This is a genomic window from Solibacillus sp. FSL K6-1126, assembly GCF_038003445.1.
In the GTDB taxonomy this organism is placed as follows: domain Bacteria; phylum Bacillota; class Bacilli; order Bacillales_A; family Planococcaceae; genus Solibacillus; species Solibacillus silvestris.
Genome location: NZ_JBBOPD010000001.1, coordinates 511217 through 527328, shown reverse-complemented (window position 1 = coordinate 527328; position 16112 = coordinate 511217). Strand labels below are relative to the sequence as shown.

The following is a 16112-nucleotide window of genomic DNA, read 5'->3' as shown; positions in this document are numbered from 1 at the left end:
CAATAAATATATCAATAAATTCCCATAATAGTAAGTTAAATCTGCTTAATAATCTTCCCAAAGCGCTGTTTGGGTGCATTTTTTCACCTTAACGTTGTAAATCCGCATAAATCTGGCGAGACCCTTTTTATAAAAAAAGGGGGAATCCCCCAGTTTTTTAATCATCATCAAACGCCCCTGTTTTACTTACTGCGTCCATAAATTTTTTAGCTTTCGCTGTTTTTATATCGAACACATTTTTAAGCCCTTGCTCCGTGCGCTGTGTTGCGTTGGTACTAGATACTAATACATCTTGGAATTTCTTTTGATAGTGTTCATTTTCTTTTTTTAAACGCTCGTTAGCTTTATTCGCCTCGTGTAATTCCATTTCTAGTTCTTCGATTCGCTTTTCTGCGTTCTCACAGATAGAAGCCTTATGCCAAAACCTTTGCATCAATAGCGTATAGGTACTTAAAGTGTCTAACAGCTCTTTTTTATTATCTATATTCTCCATTACTACTTCCCCAAGATTAGGGAGAGAAGTAAATGAACTATCAAATTTCTCCACCAAAGCCGTAGGCTCGTTAATTTCATCTAAAAACTCTTTCATTCTCTTTATCCAAACAGTGCGCTCGATACCTGTTTCTTTATGCAAAATGGTTGGTGTTACTTTTTGATAATTGTATTTAACCTTAATTTCTATAATTCGCTCTTTGAGGTAGTTATCAGTGTATTTTTGTGGTCTAGCCATTCTTTATTATCCTCCAATAGAATTTTAGCCTTAATTATAGCGTGTTGCTCTACAATTCGTTTAACTAGCTCTATCTGGCCTTTAGATTCGTTTAATTTATGTCTATTATCAATCATATTTGCTCGTTCTGTATTCGTCATTAAGGCTTTATATGTGGCTTCAAAGAGCGTTAAAGCATCTTCTTTTTGTTTTACTATTTTTTCATTGTATGCCAATAATGCTTTTTTGTGTTCCATCTTGTCTGACGAGAATAGAAAGAACTTGCAAGTTTCACAAGCCATTTGACAATTTGAAGGGAAATCTTTGTCTGTACAATAACCATTTTCAAGTTTTAAAAACGAATCAGTATCATACTTCATAAATTTACCTTTCTTTATATTTAGCTTAAACTGTGCGGGTAACCTTATATCATCCTCTGATAAAGTTAATTTCATTTTTATAATTTCTTCTCTACAAATATTGTCCGCAAGGACATTTGTAGCAGCTTCGTTAAAAATTTCAATGTGTTGGAGGTAATGATTTTGAGATCTGAGATCTGCATGACCTGCCAATCTCGCTATTGTCAAAGGGCTGAACCCTTGCATCATCATTCCGCATATTGCCAAGTGTCTAGTGTCCATGGGTCTTAACTGTTCAAGCTGGAGATTGTAGTCTTTCTCGATTATTTCCCTATAAAATTCTTTTAATAGAATTCCCATACCATGTCTAGATAAATGTTTCTTAGCCTTACTTTTTCGCGCTAAACTTCTGTTCCTTACTGATTCAACTTGAAATCCAAGATTTAGATAATACGGAAATAGGTATGAATTTTCTTCTTCACTATATAATTCCGATAACGTACTTTCTTCTTTATTTCGTATATATTCACGCATTAATTTCGCAACTTCTTCATTTATATTAAACTCCGTTTGAATAGGTAAAGAATATGCGTACGTAAATTTGCTACGCTCTAATTTTAGTACCGTTCCATGTGCTGTTTCTTTAATGTTTGCTTCTTTGATTGCAAGCAGCTCGGAGGTTCTCATAGGTATAATTTTGGATAATTTCCACCAGATAAACAAGGGTAAATAGCGCTTTCTTAAAAGACCTTCTGATTTCTCTTGAAAATCTTTGAAGCAGTGGTCAAAGTATAAAATATCTCGATAGTTTGGTAGTTCTCTTGTTTCTCCCATTACGAATGCGAATTCACTTAGAAATTCTTCATATTCTTGACACTTTGGAGGCCCTAGGAACCTCCAAAGTCGCTGACAGGAAGTTTGAATTCTTAGTTTGGCATGTTCCTTTTGTTCTTCAAACCATTTTTCAAATTCTTCAATTTTAGAGGTAGAATAATTATCTGTAAATGTAATAACTTTAAGAATAGCTGATATAGAGAGAGATAAAGTGCTAACTTTATATCCCTCTTCTAATTCCGATAATAAAAAACATTTCAGCTGTGTATTAATTTCTTTATCCTTGTGAGAAAAATGGAAATAATGATATTCATTGAAATATTCCATTTTCCATGTATCATCAGAAAAATCGCTCAATAAAACCTTATTTTCACTATGCTTCTTAGCCTTTTCTTTATAATCATTTACTTGTCCAAAATCAAAATATTGTTGAGGCGTGAATAAAATTTCAAAGTGTTCTGTATCATAAATTTTTTCTTGCAATTAGATTTCCTCCAATAGAATTTTATTTTGAATTTGGTTTAATTTCATTTGTAATTCATCTAGTTCAATGAAAGCGTTGATATACTCTTTACCAAACGTTTTACGTGCATCGCCTATTAAATTTAACCTGTTCAATACCAAATACATTGCTTTTTGCGTTATTGGCGATTCGGTAGATTCACAATTTTGCAGGGTTGTCAGTAAATCTTCGATTTCCTCTTTTAATTCTTGAAGCATGAAAACTTTCGGTAGCAGCAAAGGGCAATTTAAACAGTCAGATTTCTCGTTAATACATTTATCAGATAAACATTGTGCATTTGAAATTTTGGCGGGTTGAGTATCGTTATAAACAGCGTTTAGTTTCTCCAAAATACTTTGATTATCCATATTTATAACCAATTCAGTGATTTTATCCTGTCGCTGTCGTTGTATTTCTATGAACCGACTATTATTTTCAACTTGTATTGGTGTGAAGTATTTTTTTAATTTTTCAATTTCTTGTGTTTTTTCCTCCAAAGTGAACTCTTTGTCTGGATTGATTAAATCGACTAATAAAGAGTATAAATATCCGAAATGCCCTCGTCTAAATAAGTGTTTTGACACTTCCAGCGGGTGATTTACTTCATCCATACCAATGTATAGAGCGATTGTATTAGGGTCTTTATGTCCACGCAATCTTGAAGAAAGGACGTTACTAACACTACCTAAAGAGCTTGTATTTCTAGCTTCTCTATCGAGATTCGTTAACAAAGATTTAGTAACTTTTTTATAGGAATATTTAGGGAAATCATGGGGGAACATCGTGTTTATTTTTTTACTATAACTACCTGTACGTACTATGGGAAGTAAGTATTCTAACGATTCTTTTTGTCTATGCATTTCAGTTATACATAAGGCAGTTACGAATGTAACTAAAATATCTTGATGCACATATAAACTATTTAAAGCGCCTGTTTTGTTGATGATAAAATGGTTACTTTCAATTATCTCGTTGACTATTTTCTGAGAATCCGCAACTGTCAGTGTGTTGGTTTTAAACCATTCAAGTGTCACCTGTTCATTTAAGAGTTTTAAATTCGGGGAAGGGAACTCCCATAAATCTGTTGTTCTCCAAGCATTTGTAAAGTTCATACACAAAACAAACCAAGCTTGTGCGTAATTGTATTGCTTTATGGCTTTAGCTCTATGAACTTCTAAATTATTAACATAATCATACATATCATAAAATTCTTTTGCGGTGTACGTTTCACTTTCATTCGGATTCTGTTTCTGTCGTACCGTAGGTACATTATTGTAACTTACTTGTGGGGATGCCTGAGAAACCCACTTGAAAAATGCAGGAAGTAACCTTTTGCTTCGGTAGCTTTGACTATCACTTTTAAAAAAAAGTATAAGTTCGTTGTCACTTAATTCATTTACTTCTTTAGTGAGTGAATTAATTAGATCTTTATACATGCCAATGAAATCGTTTGCGAGATTTCTTTTCTTTTTCGCTTGAGAATTATTCACGTAAATTGTCGCGTATTGTAAATATAAATCCTTCGTAAGAGGGAATTTACTAGATAATTTGTGAGAATTAATTTTGTATTCGAGTAATTCAATTGGTGTTAATTCTTTTATTTTATTTTCTTGGTCATACATTTTTTGTATTTTAGGTATTTCGCCTTTATGGATACGAATATTACGTTTTTGTTTAATATGCTTAATTTTATCTAAACGTACGCTTATGAACTCAGGACTACATCCCACGTTATTACTAACAGCAGTTAAAGAGGAATATTCGTCTAACTTATTTAAAGGTAACTCTCCATATTTCTCTTTTAAATAAGCCTCAATATCGCTCTTATGGTATTTGAATGCCTTTGAAGTGTTAGCTTTAGGGTTAATTGTCAGATGTTTAACGCGTAAACTGTCAAAATTATTTTTACGAAAATCAGATGGTGTGATTAGGGGTTCGTATTCTTTTATCATGTCTTTTATACTCAAATAGTCTTTATTGAAATTATAATCATAATCTATGAGTAAAAAGTCGATCAGGTCACTTCCTTTAACGAATTTTTTACGTTCATGCCAATATGCGGGTACAGCAGCCTCTTGAAACGCTGTTCGTAGTGACAGAACATCTACTTTAAGTAGTTCTAATAATGAATTCACTCCATAACCTTTATCTGGACTAATTTCAAAATGTCCCATAAGAAATTGGATTTTTCCATTTGTTTCACTCATCATATTCTCCTCTATTTTCATACAGTTGTTCTATGGCTGTTTTTACTTTGTTTTTAACGTTGGTGGTGTTATCTATATATGCTAGGCTACTATCAAGAGACCTATCGCCTCTGGCTCTAGCCAATGTTAAAGGATTGTCCGTCGTGTCTGCGTACCAGTTTGAAAAAATACCTCGCCCGATATGTGTACTCCATTTAACGCTAGCTAGTTGCCCACCATAAGCGACCAGATTTGTGTTTTTGTGATTCAGCAAGAATTGGATAAACTCTTTTTTTAATTTATTAAAATAATACGAGTAGGTTGTGCCTGTCATTGCCAAACCGTTTTTACCAACAAATAAAGCGTCATTACCTGATTCGTTTGAATATGTTTTTAAATGATTCTCATATAAACCTTGTAAGATCGGAGAAGGGTGGATTACGGCATCTCTAAAATTTTTACTAGTTTTAACTGAACTTGAACCTGCTGAATCTTTAATGTCACTTCGCATTATATCCTGTGTTATTTTTACTCTATGTCCATTCTCACCTAGAACACCTAGTAATTGAACATTCTGTCGCTTAATATTCACAATCTCTCCACGCCTTAAACCACCGAAAATTTGATAGTAAACACCTAATGCGATAGGGTTTGCTACTTTTACAGCAAACTCAATAAAAGGGAATATTAATTCTCTCCGTAAGTCGTGTAGAACCTCGCTAGTGTCGTTATTGTACAGAACAATTTCAAAGAACGTAGTTCTGTCTTCGTGTTCTGTTACTCGTTTCCTTACATCATCGCTAGCTATATCATGCTCGACCAAAAACTCACAGAACATTATTAATGTTCTTTCGTATGTTTTCATCGTTGTCCTTGTTAATCCTTCATTATTCTTTTCATTTAAAAACATGCTCAAATGATTAATAGTTAAATTACTTAGTTTAACTTCTTTCATCCCTAATTTAATTTGATTATCTAGTAACCAATTAAGCAAACTTACAATCATTCCTGCATACTTTCTTTGTGTATTATATTCTAGCCTTTTCCATTTCTTAAATATCACCGAACTTATCAGATGGTAGTCTTTCAATCCTTCATGATTTTCTACTAGAATAAGTGGATATTTTACTTTTCTGTTAGCCACAATTGTAGTTCCCATACCTAAAATAAACTTGTGCATAGTTACCTCCATAATGTAAAATATTAATCACAATATAATATCTATTTATCGTTATTATATAATACTCAATTAATATTTTTAATCACAAAAATATTAATCACAAAATACGTTTGAGAATTGTTATGTAGGTGCAATGATTGCAGGAATGCAGTTAGTCGGTTCATTTAAAGCGAGCCGTGGTAAGGCGAGTAAAACAAAATTATTTTTTTATGTACAGTTGACTGCTTTAATAATTGCGATACTTTCAACTATCGCTTCATTAACTGTTGCCTTTCTAATTGCAGATGTCGACACATCGGTATTGTTACCTGTTGCCGGACAGCAGATTTTATTATATATGGCTGCATTTAATGTGTGTGCAATTCCAATCTTTATCCTTGGTGAAGGCGGTATGATTCTTAACATTCCGATTCTGCTTATGCAAACATTGGCGAACGGTGCTACGATTCCACGTGATATGATGTACGCACCATATGAATGGTTTAGCTATATTACGCCGATGTACCATTCTGTTCAATCGTATTTAGCGATTATGTTTGGTTCGATCAGCCCTGCCCCATACCTATGGGGATTAGCTGCAGTGGGAGTCGGAGCAATGCTTATTAATATTATCATTGTTTGGGTTTTCCATAAGCCGCTTCCAGTTGATGCACCAGCTGAACAACCAGCTTCTTTAAAAAAAGCGGATGAAGTTATGGCATAACTTTGTTAAACTAAGGAAAAATACAACTCGTGCTATTTTTAGCACGAGTTGTATTTATATAAGCGGAGATTAAAATGTATAAAGTATAGGAGAATACTATGTCCATCCAAATTTATATATTGAGCAAGTTAGCGAAAGAAAGCAGCTATCCATATAAACTAAAAAAAGAGCTGTCAGAACCGATTCCTTTTGATAAATTGGCGCACCTGACGGAAAGCAAGCTCTATTATCATTTTGAATCTTTGACAAAGCAGGGCCTTATCGAACCAACAGAGATCATTAAAGAAGAGAATCGGCCCGATAAGCAAGTTTTCACTATTACCGAACAGGGCCTAGCATTACTTCCACAAAAAATTTATCAGCTTTTTGAAAAAGCTGATTCTCTCTCAGATACAATTGTTGGATTAATGAATCTGGACTTTGTAGATCGTGCAAAAATCATTATGATTCTTGAAGAGAAATTAAAAAAGCTTGAAAAGAAAATAGATTATATTACAAGCTTGAATATGCAAGTTAAGCTGGAAGGTTCTAAAAAAGAAGGTGGGGATTTTTTAACCGGCTATTTTACAAGTCGTTTTAATAATGAAGGTGAATGGATTTCTTCACTGATCGAAAAAGTACGAAATGGATCTATTTAAAAAAGCCACGCATTCAGATGAATATTGATATTATCCCCTTTAAGTAGACAATGTTAAAAAACCTACAGTACGCTGTAGGTAAACATTTTACTTAAAGGGGATTTTTCTGTGTCGAGAAAAAATAGTATTTATTCAAACGAGTTGAAGTTAGAGATTGTACAAGCTTATTTAACAGGCAATGAAAGTATGCAAAAAATTGCGGATCGATATGAGATTCGTAATGTTTCTCAAGTAAAAGCTTGGGTGAAGAAATATAAAGAAGTCGGATCCATCGAAGCTTTTAATCGTATCGCATCTACAGGTTCTGGTGCGAAAGGTGAGAAGAATCCTTTAAAAGGAAAACGGGTCCACTTTAAAAATGTAGAAGAAGAACGTGATTACTATAAGGCACAGGTCGAATACTTAAAAAAGCAGTATCCAAATCTGTAAATGGAGGAATGCCTACTTATTCAGATCGTTATCAAATTATTGAAGAAATGAAAGATCGCTATCCCATTACATGGCTTACTAAAATGGCAAAATTGGAACGTTCAGGCTACTATAAGTGGCTTAAAAATGGCAAAGTATCGTTACGCAAACATAATGATATTGTTTTAAAGGAGCAAATTTTGGCAATTCATCAAACGCACAAAATGTATGGATATCCACGCATGAAAATCGCTTTACGAGACAAAGGCTTTCTTGTGAATCATAAGAAAGTCTATCGACTAATGAGTGAGTTGGGTATTCAATCGATTATCCGTAAAAAGCGTCGCGTATGGGGCAACCGTCTCTCACGTGTATTTGATAATGTGTTGGAGCGTCAATTTAAAGAACGTGTAGAAAATGAGGTGCTCGTAACAGATATTACGTATCTGCCAACGAAAAATGGATTTCTCTACTTGTCAGCTGTACAGGATTTATATAACAACGAAATTGTCGCTTGGCGTATTAGCAAGCGTAATGATTTAGAATTAGTCATGGATACCCTCCAGGAATTGACCGCAAAAAGAAATGTGTATCGAAGCATCATTCACTCAGATCAAGGCTACCAATACACATCCATAAAGTATCATCAAACAGTAGAGCAGCTTGGCATGATTGGCAGTCATTCTCGCAAAGGAAACTGCCATGACAACGCTTGTATTGAGTCCTTTTTCTCGCACTTTAAAAGCGAGTGCTTGTATCTGTTACATGATTATTCAGAGGAAACGGTAAGACAAGCTGTTGAGCAATATATCTACTTTTATAATTACCAGCGCTTCCAAAAACGACTCAACCATCTGGCACCGATAGAATATCGTCACCAGATGGCTGCTTAGTCTTTTTATAGGCTGTCTACTTGACAGGGGTAAGTCCATATATCATCAAAATGCGAGGCTTTTTAACTTATCAATTTTTAAAGAAAAGTTTTAATATAGGTGTTGTAATTTCTTCAAATGACAATGATTTCTTCCCTCGCCTGTTATACCACTTTCGAACGGTTTCAACTACCCCAATCGGCACGGATTTCCCGTCTATTAAATGATAGTATTGCTCATACCCTTTTTTTAAATGTTCCCATCGACAATCATTTCCTGACATCGTATATTCGGAAACATCGATTATTTTAGCTCTGCCGTTTTGCAGCAGTATATTTTTCAAATGAATATCACGCGGATTCAGGCCCTTACTGCGCGCATATTCTCTTGCTTCTTCGACATCATTTATCGCCTGTTCCGGAATATGGATGCCTTCAAGGATACACTCAAATAGCGTCTTCCCTTCCTCGTAACTTAATACGAGGCAATTGTCGTTCGAACCAAAACAGGTTGAAAAGAAAGGCGAATTGCCTAACTTCCGATAAACACTTTCTTCCACCATTACTTTAGCTGATTTGTCTTTCGCATATAGTTTGAATGCATAAGCCGGGGTGTGTTCGGACCAAAAAACTGCCGCGTCCGTCCCGATTCCTACACATTTCAAATTCTCTGCTTCACCAATAATCGTAACTGGCTCATTATTCGGATTGGATAATACATTTATTTTTGAGAGAGTTTCCATTACTTTTTCGAAGTCTTTTACCATATCATCTTTCCCTTCATCAGTGTTAAAAGAAAAATACATGATCCAATTACTTTTAAAGGGATTCTATATCGCTCATAATAAAATTCGTCTTTTTATATTCACTATATGTTTATTTATTGAGTTTAACATTAAATACACTAGTTCATGTAATTTACAGCTTTATTCAATATGTAAAAAGCCCTTCACTCCATTATGTGAAGGACCTTACCTATTTATTAACTAAGGCTTAATTATTTTTTGGGCTTTATTCCACAGGGGAAAGTTCACTTTCTGTAACCCATTTATGATGCGTTACTTCCTCACCTGTTTCAGTATCTTTATAGCTCACCATATATACGGTCGTTTGCTCAGCCGAATCAATTGTAGCGGCCGCGCCATCCATCCCGTCCATATGTTCCGCATTTAATACGACCTCTTCACCGGAATTGAATGGTGCTTCTCCAGCGTCTTCAAGCTCTTCATGAATAACCCATTTGTGATCTTCAACTGGCTCGCCACCCGTTGTTGGAGTATACGTAACCATATAAACAGTTGTATCAAATGCTCCGGTAATGGTTGCCTTTGCGCCATTCATACCGCCCATATGATCGGCATTAATTATTGCTTCGCTGCCAACTGGATATGTAGGGCTTTCCGCATTCGCCAATCCTTCAGGTACTTCACCTGAACTTGAATGGTCCATTTGGGCGTGTTCCATATTTGAATGATCCATTTCTTCTGTAGAGTTTGACTCTTCTTCATTTCCACCACAAGCCGCTAAAACGAGCGCTGTACTTAAAACGAGCGCACCTGTTACTAATCTCTTTTTTTTCATCGCTGCATTTCTCCTTTTTTTAAATTTGTTCCCCAACTTATTATACCCCTGCATGGTATTTTCATAACCTTACATTTTTTTAAGGATTATTTTATATTAGTTTACCCGACAAAATAACGGGAAAATTAGAGTGTACAAACTTAACGAGGAGGAATGGGAAATGTCACATGAACAACATCAACAATTGCTGCAAGCTTTACATGAGTGTATGGCAGCATGCAACCACTGTTTTGACGCCTGCTTAAAAGAAGATCACGTTCAGATGATGACGGAATGTATCCGTTTGGACAGAGAGTGCGCAGATATTTGCAACTACTTGGAACAGGCGATTTCTAGAGGTACACCATTTATTTCCGAACTGGCTGCCGTTTGTGCCAAAATTTGTGAAGCGTGTGGAAATGAATGCAAAAAGCACGATCATGACCATTGCCAAAAATGTGCGGAAGCGTGCTTTAAATGTGCAGAAGCATGTAAAAATGTTGCCTAAACATACGAAAAGTTGCTCCATTGGTTCCTTCACCAATGGAGCAACTTTTTATATGATTAAATTTTAATTTCCGCTGAACACTCTTCACAAATAAATTTGCCTTCCACATTCAAAAAAGCTTTGATTTCTGTAAATCCTTTTCGCTTCGGGTAACGCATTTGAACCAATACTTTTTCATCGTCTTTAATTTCATTATTACATTTCATACATTTTGGAATGATTAGGGCCACTCTATCCCCTCCCGTTATTTATACTTCAGTTACACTTGTTCTACCTTAGTATAAGGATATCCTGCCTTTTATTTTTTCCTAACAGGGAGCCAAATTTCACAGTAAGCATAATCCTTTTTATTTTCGTCCATTTTAGTAAACGAAAACGTAGGTGCTTGGATAATTTCATAATCGGAAGTAGGAAGCCATTCCGAGTATGTTTTGGCCATTGTTTCTTGTAACGTAGATGGAAACGGACCTTCATTTGGAAATACCGCCCACATACATGCTTCAACTTGCACTTTCTCTAATTGATCACTAACCTCATTTTTAGTCGTTAAGACACCGATCAAGTGCGTTAACTCCCCTTCTTCTTTCAGGAAATTCGCATCAGCATGATAAGATGCATTCACAATTTCAAAAGGCTCTATATTTTTAAGTGCACGCATTTCTTTTCTCTGCTCTTCCGTTATACTTTTGGCCAGCTCTACGATTTCCTGATTAACACCTTCAAATTGCATAGGCACACGTTTACTTACCCCTGCTAAACTGAACGCTTGTTTATCTTCTATTCTCCATTCCATCGAAACTCCTCCTTTTACAGTTATTACAAATGTGAGTTTAGGAAATGATTTGCTTATTTTCTTTTTGATGACATCTGAAGGTAAGCAATCACACCATTTTTTAAATGCTCTTGTAAAACCGTCGACGGACTGGTAACCATATTTAAATGCTACATCCGTTACCTTTTCGCCATTCAATAATTCCTTATTCGCTTCCGATAGTTTTCTGTTCTTTACATATTCATTTAACGTCATCCCAGAAAGATGAAAAAATACGGTTCTAAAGTGATAGTCGGAACACCCGGCATAATGTGCAATGCTTTCAAGAGACAAGTCATCGGTTAAATGATCTTCAATATATTCAATCACTTGATTTAATTCTTTTAACAACATATCCCTCCTTCATGGATACATATTAGCAAAGCAATTATAAAAATACTCGACATTTACAACCCCAAAAAATCGTATTAATATGGTTCATCCCCTGGCACATTTTGTTTATATAACGCGTAAAAGGGGTATTCACTTTTTTAGTAAGATATTTAACCAAACAGATTGTAGAAATACACGAGAGGAGTTGATACGTAATATGCGGTTGGAAAAGAAGTTAATATTGATTTTCAGTTTTATCGCGGCTTGCTTCTTATCTGCTTGTGCGGAAAAGGAAAAGCTTGCCGACGGATCAGAATTGATACATAAAGATCAGTTTGTTTTTGCTGCTTCTGGCGAGTTTAAGCCATTTAGCTATGTAAATAATGAGGATCTTACGATGTCAGGATTTGACATCGAAGTTGGCGAAGCGATCGCAAAAGAACTCGGTCTGGAACCGGTTCAAAAGCGGATTAAATTTAAAGGAATTGTAGAAGGAGTCAAAACTGGCCGTGCAGATGTAGCTGTTGCCAGCCACACGATTAATCCACAGCGAAGCAAACATGTTGCTTTCTCTACCCCCTATTATTATTCCGGACCGCAAATTTTTACCCGACCTGATAGTGATATTAAAACTGTCGATGATTTAGCCGGAAAAGAAGTAGCTGTAGCAAAAGGGTCAACCTATGCTGATACAGCCTCCAGATATACCGACAATGTTAAAACCTATGACAGCGACATCACAGCTTTACAGGCGTTAAACAGTGGTCGTCATGATGCGGTCATCACCGATTTTGTTACCGGAAAAAACGCTGCAAAAGAAGGATTTAAAGTAGAAGGGCAGCAATTAATCGAACGCAGTGAACAAGCAATTGTACTGCCTAAAGATAACCCTAACCTATTGAAGCGAGTTAACGAGGCGCTGGAAAAACTCCGGGAAGATGGAACACTTTCTCGGATTAGCATGGAGTATTTTGGTGAGGACATCACAAAAAAACCTGAATAATTCAATCCTCTAATAAGAAAGGAAGTAGGTACAGTGCCAAGTTTTTCACATTTTATAGAAGTATTAATCGATACAAAAGATGTTTTTCTTAAAGCCATGCTCTTAACATTGGAGCTGACGGTTGTATCCATCTTAATAGGTATTGTAATCGGGCTTTTCTTTGCCCTGATGAAAATTTCTAAAATAAAAGTATTAGAACTCATTTCAGATATATATGTCTTTTTAGTTCGCGGAACACCGCTAATTGTTCAAATCTTTATCCTCTACTTCGGACTTAGCGGGCTTTTCCTTCTTCCCGATTTTTGGGCTGCTTCACTTGCTTTGGCGCTTCATAATGGCGCATACATTTCTGAAATTCTTCGAGGTACTATCCAAGGAGTCGATAAAGGTCAGATGGAGGCTGGACGCTCTTTAGGGATGACTAAAGTTCTGACATTAAGAAGAATTATTCTTCCGCAGGCATTCCGCCGTGCGCTCCCTCCATTGGGTAACCAATTTATTATCGGTTTGAAAGATTCTTCGTTAGCCGCATTTATTTCGATGAATGAACTCTTTAATGTAGCGACAACGCTAGGATCTAATAACTTTGACGAAATGACCTATTTACTGATTGTTGCAATCTACTACTTAGTATTAGTGGCGTTGTTAACATTGATAGTAAACCGTTTCGAAAAGAGATTAGCAATTAGCGACAGGTAGGAGGCGTAAGCAATGGAAGCAAAAGAAATGATTAAAATTAATCAATTGAATAAGTCATTTGGCGACTTGCATGTATTAAAAAATATCGATATGACCGTTTACGAAAGCGATGTTGTTTGTTTAATAGGATCGAGTGGCTCAGGGAAAAGTACTCTCCTTCGATGTCTGAATTTTTTAGAAAGAAAAGATAGCGGTAGTATTACTATAGGTGGAAAAGAAGTCGACCCTAAAAATGATAACCTTAACAACATAAGGGAAAAGGTAGGAATGGTGTTTCAACATTTCAATTTATTCCCTCACAAAACTGTTTTGGAAAATATTATTGAGGCCCCAGTTATGGTTAAGGGCATTGACAAAAAGGAGGCAATCTCCAAAGCAAAACAACTTCTGGAAAAAGTCGGCTTGGAAGATAAGGCCGATGTCTACCCTAATAAACTATCCGGCGGGCAAAAGCAACGGGTAGCAATTGCTAGAGCACTTGCAATGGAACCGGACATTATGCTATTTGATGAACCGACATCTGCACTTGATCCAGAGCTTGTGGGAGAGGTTTTAACAACGATGAAAGAATTGGCTCAAGAAGGAATGACAATGGTTGTTGTAACCCATGAAATGGGATTTGCCAGAGAAGTGGCTGACTGGATCGTGTATATGCATGATGGGAAAATTATCGAGCGCGGCAACCCTGATCAATTTTTCAACCATCCGAAACAAGAGCGAACTCAAGAATTTTTAAAAACAACAATGCTGAAATAAACGAACGAGGGTCCTGTCTAAATATTAGGCAGGACCCTCTTTTTATAATTATACCGGGTAAACAGTCTTGTGATCACAAATAATTATACATTTACTTTCATCCTCCAAGAAATGGACATCCCCTTCTGATGAATAGAACCATGTTTTTTGATTTTGGTTATCTTCTTCTACATAAAAAATATTGAGTTCATCTCGGAATTTTAATAACGTATTGGCTGTTTCTTTATTAGTTTTAAAAGAAATTTCCCAACTGTTTTTTACGGGATTAATTTCATGTTCTGTAGTTTCGCAGAATAGTCTGCTGCCGACAGTGTGACGAACATATAGCATTTATCCTTCACCTCCAGGAAGATCAATTAAAAGGATAAATGCATCCTGTTTTGCTTTTAATGTTAACGAATGAAGTTCGGTGATTCGTGCATCATCACGTCTTTGTAATGTAACATCACCGTTAAGAGAAACTTCTCCTTCGATGACAAATACATATATTTTACGTCCTTCTTCTTGCTGGAACTGAATTTCTTTTTCCGCATCTATTTTTGAAAGATACAGCGTAACATCCTGATGGATCATCGCTACATTTTCCTCTGCATTATGAGATACAACCGGTAGCAGTTCATTTTTCAATTTTTCCGGGTTAAACGTAATGTCTTCATAAGATGGCGTTAATTGCTTTTGATTTGGCAAAATCCATAATTGTAAAAAGTGAGTATCCTCATCTTCTGTTGGATTCACTTCCGAATGAAGTACCCCCGTACCAGCTGTCATTCTTTGTACATTGCCGTACTGAAGTGTTCCCACATTCCCTAAATTATCTTCATGCATTAACTGCCCTTTTAAAACAATCGATACAATTTCTGCATCCCTATGTGGATGAATGCCAAACCCTTTGTTCGGTTTAACGATGTCATCATTTAAAACACGCAATGGACCAAATTGAATATTTTCTTCATCATAATACGGACCAAATGAAAAACTAAAGTGGGTTTCTTGCCATTCATTCTTTGCTGTAAATCGCTTAGTAGAAGGATTATGTACAATCACTTTGAATCACCTTTCCATCGTTGAAATATTTTATCTTGAATTCAAGATAATTATACAGTAAATAAAAGGAATCCGCTATATGTAGGCCATATTTATACGCTTAATATAGAAAATAAAAAAGCAGAACTATTATAAAGGTTCTGCGGAGTTTTCTAATTTATCTAGGCAAATATATGAGGATATGTGTATTACTTCTATTATATAAGGGGGAAATAATCAGCTTGGTACAGAACTGAAATGATCAATCCACTGTATCGTTAATAAATTCGGCAAGGTTGATATTTCATGGTGAATCTGAATATATTTTTTACACTTTACCGTTGCGACACATTCAATATAAGAATGGCTATCTTCAATCAATACTCTATAATTACCTATATCAGGCAGTGAATAATTCGGTAATAAACCATTATTTTTACAATACTTAGTTTGATAAAAGTCTCCTAAAAGGCTTGGCATTTCGTTTAGTTTCCGTTCTTTTAAGTGCTTTCGTATTAAAGATGAACTGATTTTTTGATTATTCCATTTCAGTTCTTCTACAACAGTCAGTCCTACTTGCTGTTCGGCCGCATACACTGCTAACGTTTCAACCGTACCACTGGCTTTTATTCCATATGTGTAATCAAAACCGCAAATAATCTCTATTGCATTTAAACCTATAATATAATCATTTAAAAAATCGCTGGCTTCTACTTTTGCTAATTTTTTTGTAAACTCTACGATATAAAAAATGTCTACTTCAAGATTTTTAAGTTTTTCAATCTTTTGATCTAGTGGTTCCAGATAGGCAACCTCTGCGTCAGAAAATATCACACTTTTGGGATGCGGAAAAAAAGAAAGAACCGCCAATGATAAATTCTGTGCATTTGCTTTTTCTTTAGCTGTTTGTATTACTTTTTGGTGTCCTAAATGCACACCATCAAAATAACCAAGTGCCATTGCAACATGGGGAGCTGATTGTTTAATCTCTTGTAAGTTATTAGCATTCACATAGACTACCTTCATCGC

19 protein-coding genes are annotated in these 16112 nt (G+C 35.5%); 8 read left to right on the top strand and 11 right to left on the bottom strand.

Translation table 11 applies throughout. The features are described from left to right. Positions 1-157 precede the first annotated feature (157 nt). The 4 genes from MHH44_RS02565 to MHH44_RS02550 are packed head-to-tail and all read right to left on the bottom strand — an operon-like array spanning position 158 to position 5770. Positions 158-730, bottom strand: a complete 573-nt coding sequence (locus tag MHH44_RS02565; protein ID WP_340797713.1) for a hypothetical protein — start codon at positions 728-730, stop codon at positions 158-160. Beyond that, positions 679-2385 (bottom strand): tyrosine-type recombinase/integrase, encoded by a 1707-nt coding sequence (locus MHH44_RS02560; protein ID WP_340797712.1) that lies wholly within the window; start codon positions 2383-2385, stop codon positions 679-681. Before MHH44_RS02560 ends, MHH44_RS02565 begins: the two co-directional genes overlap by 52 nt. Continuing rightward, complete coding sequence (locus tag MHH44_RS02555; RefSeq protein ID WP_340797711.1) at positions 2386-4611, bottom strand: hypothetical protein; 2226 nt, start codon at positions 4609-4611, stop codon at positions 2386-2388. Further along, entirely contained in the window at positions 4604-5770 is a 1167-nt protein-coding gene (locus MHH44_RS02550) for a hypothetical protein (RefSeq protein WP_340797710.1), read from the bottom strand. The genes MHH44_RS02555 and MHH44_RS02550 overlap by 8 nt, the downstream gene beginning before the upstream one ends. Positions 5771-5903: 133 nt before the next feature. Here MHH44_RS02550 and MHH44_RS02545 point away from each other — a divergent pair, with 133 nt between their 5' ends. The 4 genes from MHH44_RS02545 (at position 5904) to MHH44_RS02530 (ending at position 8412) form a co-directional block, all read left to right on the top strand. Further along, complete coding sequence (locus MHH44_RS02545) at positions 5904-6473, top strand: hypothetical protein (protein WP_340797709.1); 570 nt, start codon at positions 5904-5906, stop codon at positions 6471-6473. Positions 6474-6571: 98 nt separating this feature from the next. Next, positions 6572-7111 carry a PadR family transcriptional regulator gene (locus tag MHH44_RS02540; RefSeq protein ID WP_340797708.1) on the top strand — a complete coding sequence of 180 codons (540 nt, stop codon included), beginning with the start codon at positions 6572-6574 and terminating at the stop codon, positions 7109-7111. 108 nt (positions 7112-7219) lie between these two features. Further along, entirely contained in the window at positions 7220-7540 is a 321-nt protein-coding gene (locus tag MHH44_RS02535) for a helix-turn-helix domain-containing protein (protein WP_008409062.1), read from the top strand. Positions 7541-7548: 8 nt separating this feature from the next. Then, entirely contained in the window at positions 7549-8412 is an 864-nt protein-coding gene (locus tag MHH44_RS02530) for an IS3 family transposase (protein ID WP_340797581.1), read from the top strand. A gap of 70 nt (positions 8413-8482) precedes the next feature. On the opposite strand, the gene MHH44_RS02525 is transcribed toward MHH44_RS02530, so the two are convergent. Next, the gene (locus MHH44_RS02525) at positions 8483-9157 is read right to left on the bottom strand and encodes a serine/threonine protein kinase (RefSeq protein ID WP_065217559.1); all 675 of its coding nucleotides are present in this window, start codon (positions 9155-9157) and stop codon (positions 8483-8485) included. A 244-nt stretch (positions 9158-9401) separates the two neighbouring features. After that, a complete protein-coding gene (locus MHH44_RS02520) occupies positions 9402-9971 on the bottom strand; it encodes a YdhK family protein (RefSeq protein ID WP_339263634.1) in 570 nt (189 codons plus the stop codon). A 160-nt stretch (positions 9972-10131) separates the two neighbouring features. Here MHH44_RS02520 and MHH44_RS02515 point away from each other — a divergent pair, with 160 nt between their 5' ends. Then, positions 10132-10458, top strand: a complete 327-nt coding sequence (locus MHH44_RS02515; protein ID WP_340797707.1) for a four-helix bundle copper-binding protein — start codon at positions 10132-10134, stop codon at positions 10456-10458. Between the two features lie 56 nt (positions 10459-10514). Here the strand turns inward: MHH44_RS02515 and MHH44_RS02510 are convergent, their stop codons facing one another. Next, positions 10515-10688, bottom strand: a complete 174-nt coding sequence (locus MHH44_RS02510) for a Fe3+ hydroxamate ABC transporter substrate-binding protein (protein ID WP_340797706.1) — start codon at positions 10686-10688, stop codon at positions 10515-10517. Between the two features lie 68 nt (positions 10689-10756). Then, positions 10757-11620, bottom strand: coding sequence for an AraC family transcriptional regulator (locus tag MHH44_RS02505; protein ID WP_340797705.1), 864 nt, complete (start codon positions 11618-11620; stop codon positions 10757-10759). A 199-nt stretch (positions 11621-11819) separates the two neighbouring features. On the opposite strand from MHH44_RS02505, the gene MHH44_RS02500 reads away from it, so the two are divergent. The 3 genes from MHH44_RS02500 to MHH44_RS02490 are packed head-to-tail and all read left to right on the top strand — an operon-like array spanning position 11820 to position 14060. Next, positions 11820-12605 carry a transporter substrate-binding domain-containing protein gene (locus MHH44_RS02500; protein WP_087617173.1) on the top strand — a complete coding sequence of 262 codons (786 nt, stop codon included), beginning with the start codon at positions 11820-11822 and terminating at the stop codon, positions 12603-12605. A gap of 33 nt (positions 12606-12638) precedes the next feature. After that, positions 12639-13304, top strand: coding sequence for an amino acid ABC transporter permease (locus MHH44_RS02495; protein WP_008406276.1), 666 nt, complete (start codon positions 12639-12641; stop codon positions 13302-13304). Between the two features lie 12 nt (positions 13305-13316). Further along, a complete protein-coding gene (locus MHH44_RS02490) occupies positions 13317-14060 on the top strand; it encodes an amino acid ABC transporter ATP-binding protein (protein ID WP_014824863.1) in 744 nt (247 codons plus the stop codon). 48 nt (positions 14061-14108) lie between these two features. Here MHH44_RS02490 and MHH44_RS02485 read toward each other — a convergent pair whose 3' ends face one another. The 3 genes from MHH44_RS02485 to MHH44_RS02475 form a co-directional block, all read right to left on the bottom strand. Continuing rightward, a complete protein-coding gene (locus MHH44_RS02485; protein ID WP_340797704.1) occupies positions 14109-14390 on the bottom strand; it encodes a hypothetical protein in 282 nt (93 codons plus the stop codon). Beyond that, positions 14391-15104 (bottom strand): pirin family protein, encoded by a 714-nt coding sequence (locus MHH44_RS02480; RefSeq protein ID WP_340797703.1) that lies wholly within the window; start codon positions 15102-15104, stop codon positions 14391-14393. A 216-nt stretch (positions 15105-15320) separates the two neighbouring features. Next, complete coding sequence (locus MHH44_RS02475) at positions 15321-16109, bottom strand: FAD synthetase family protein (protein WP_340797702.1); 789 nt, start codon at positions 16107-16109, stop codon at positions 15321-15323. Between the last annotated feature and the right edge of the window lie 3 nt (positions 16110-16112).

Excerpts from the sequence above, each read along its gene's own strand:
- MHH44_RS02545 (WP_340797709.1), top strand. The coding sequence starts at position 5,904 with ATGATTGCAGGAATGCAGTTAGTCGGTTCATTTAAAGCGAGCCGTGGT.
- MHH44_RS02530 (WP_340797581.1), top strand. The coding sequence starts at position 7,549 with ATGCCTACTTATTCAGATCGTTATCAAATTATTGAAGAAATGAAAGAT.
- MHH44_RS02550 (WP_340797710.1), bottom strand. The coding sequence starts at position 5,770 with ATGCACAAGTTTATTTTAGGTATGGGAACTACAATTGTGGCTAACAGA.
- MHH44_RS02555 (WP_340797711.1), bottom strand. The coding sequence starts at position 4,611 with ATGAGTGAAACAAATGGAAAAATCCAATTTCTTATGGGACATTTTGAA.
- MHH44_RS02475 (WP_340797702.1), bottom strand. The coding sequence starts at position 16,109 with ATGAAGGTAGTCTATGTGAATGCTAATAACTTACAAGAGATTAAACAA.
- MHH44_RS02540 (WP_340797708.1), top strand. The coding sequence starts at position 6,572 with ATGTCCATCCAAATTTATATATTGAGCAAGTTAGCGAAAGAAAGCAGC.
- MHH44_RS02520 (WP_339263634.1), bottom strand. The coding sequence starts at position 9,971 with ATGAAAAAAAAGAGATTAGTAACAGGTGCGCTCGTTTTAAGTACAGCG.
- MHH44_RS02515 (WP_340797707.1), top strand. The coding sequence starts at position 10,132 with ATGTCACATGAACAACATCAACAATTGCTGCAAGCTTTACATGAGTGT.
- MHH44_RS02485 (WP_340797704.1), bottom strand. The coding sequence starts at position 14,390 with ATGCTATATGTTCGTCACACTGTCGGCAGCAGACTATTCTGCGAAACT.
- MHH44_RS02565 (WP_340797713.1), bottom strand. The coding sequence starts at position 730 with ATGGCTAGACCACAAAAATACACTGATAACTACCTCAAAGAGCGAATT.
- MHH44_RS02525 (WP_065217559.1), bottom strand. The coding sequence starts at position 9,157 with ATGGTAAAAGACTTCGAAAAAGTAATGGAAACTCTCTCAAAAATAAAT.
- MHH44_RS02490 (WP_014824863.1), top strand. The coding sequence starts at position 13,317 with ATGGAAGCAAAAGAAATGATTAAAATTAATCAATTGAATAAGTCATTT.
- MHH44_RS02500 (WP_087617173.1), top strand. The coding sequence starts at position 11,820 with ATGCGGTTGGAAAAGAAGTTAATATTGATTTTCAGTTTTATCGCGGCT.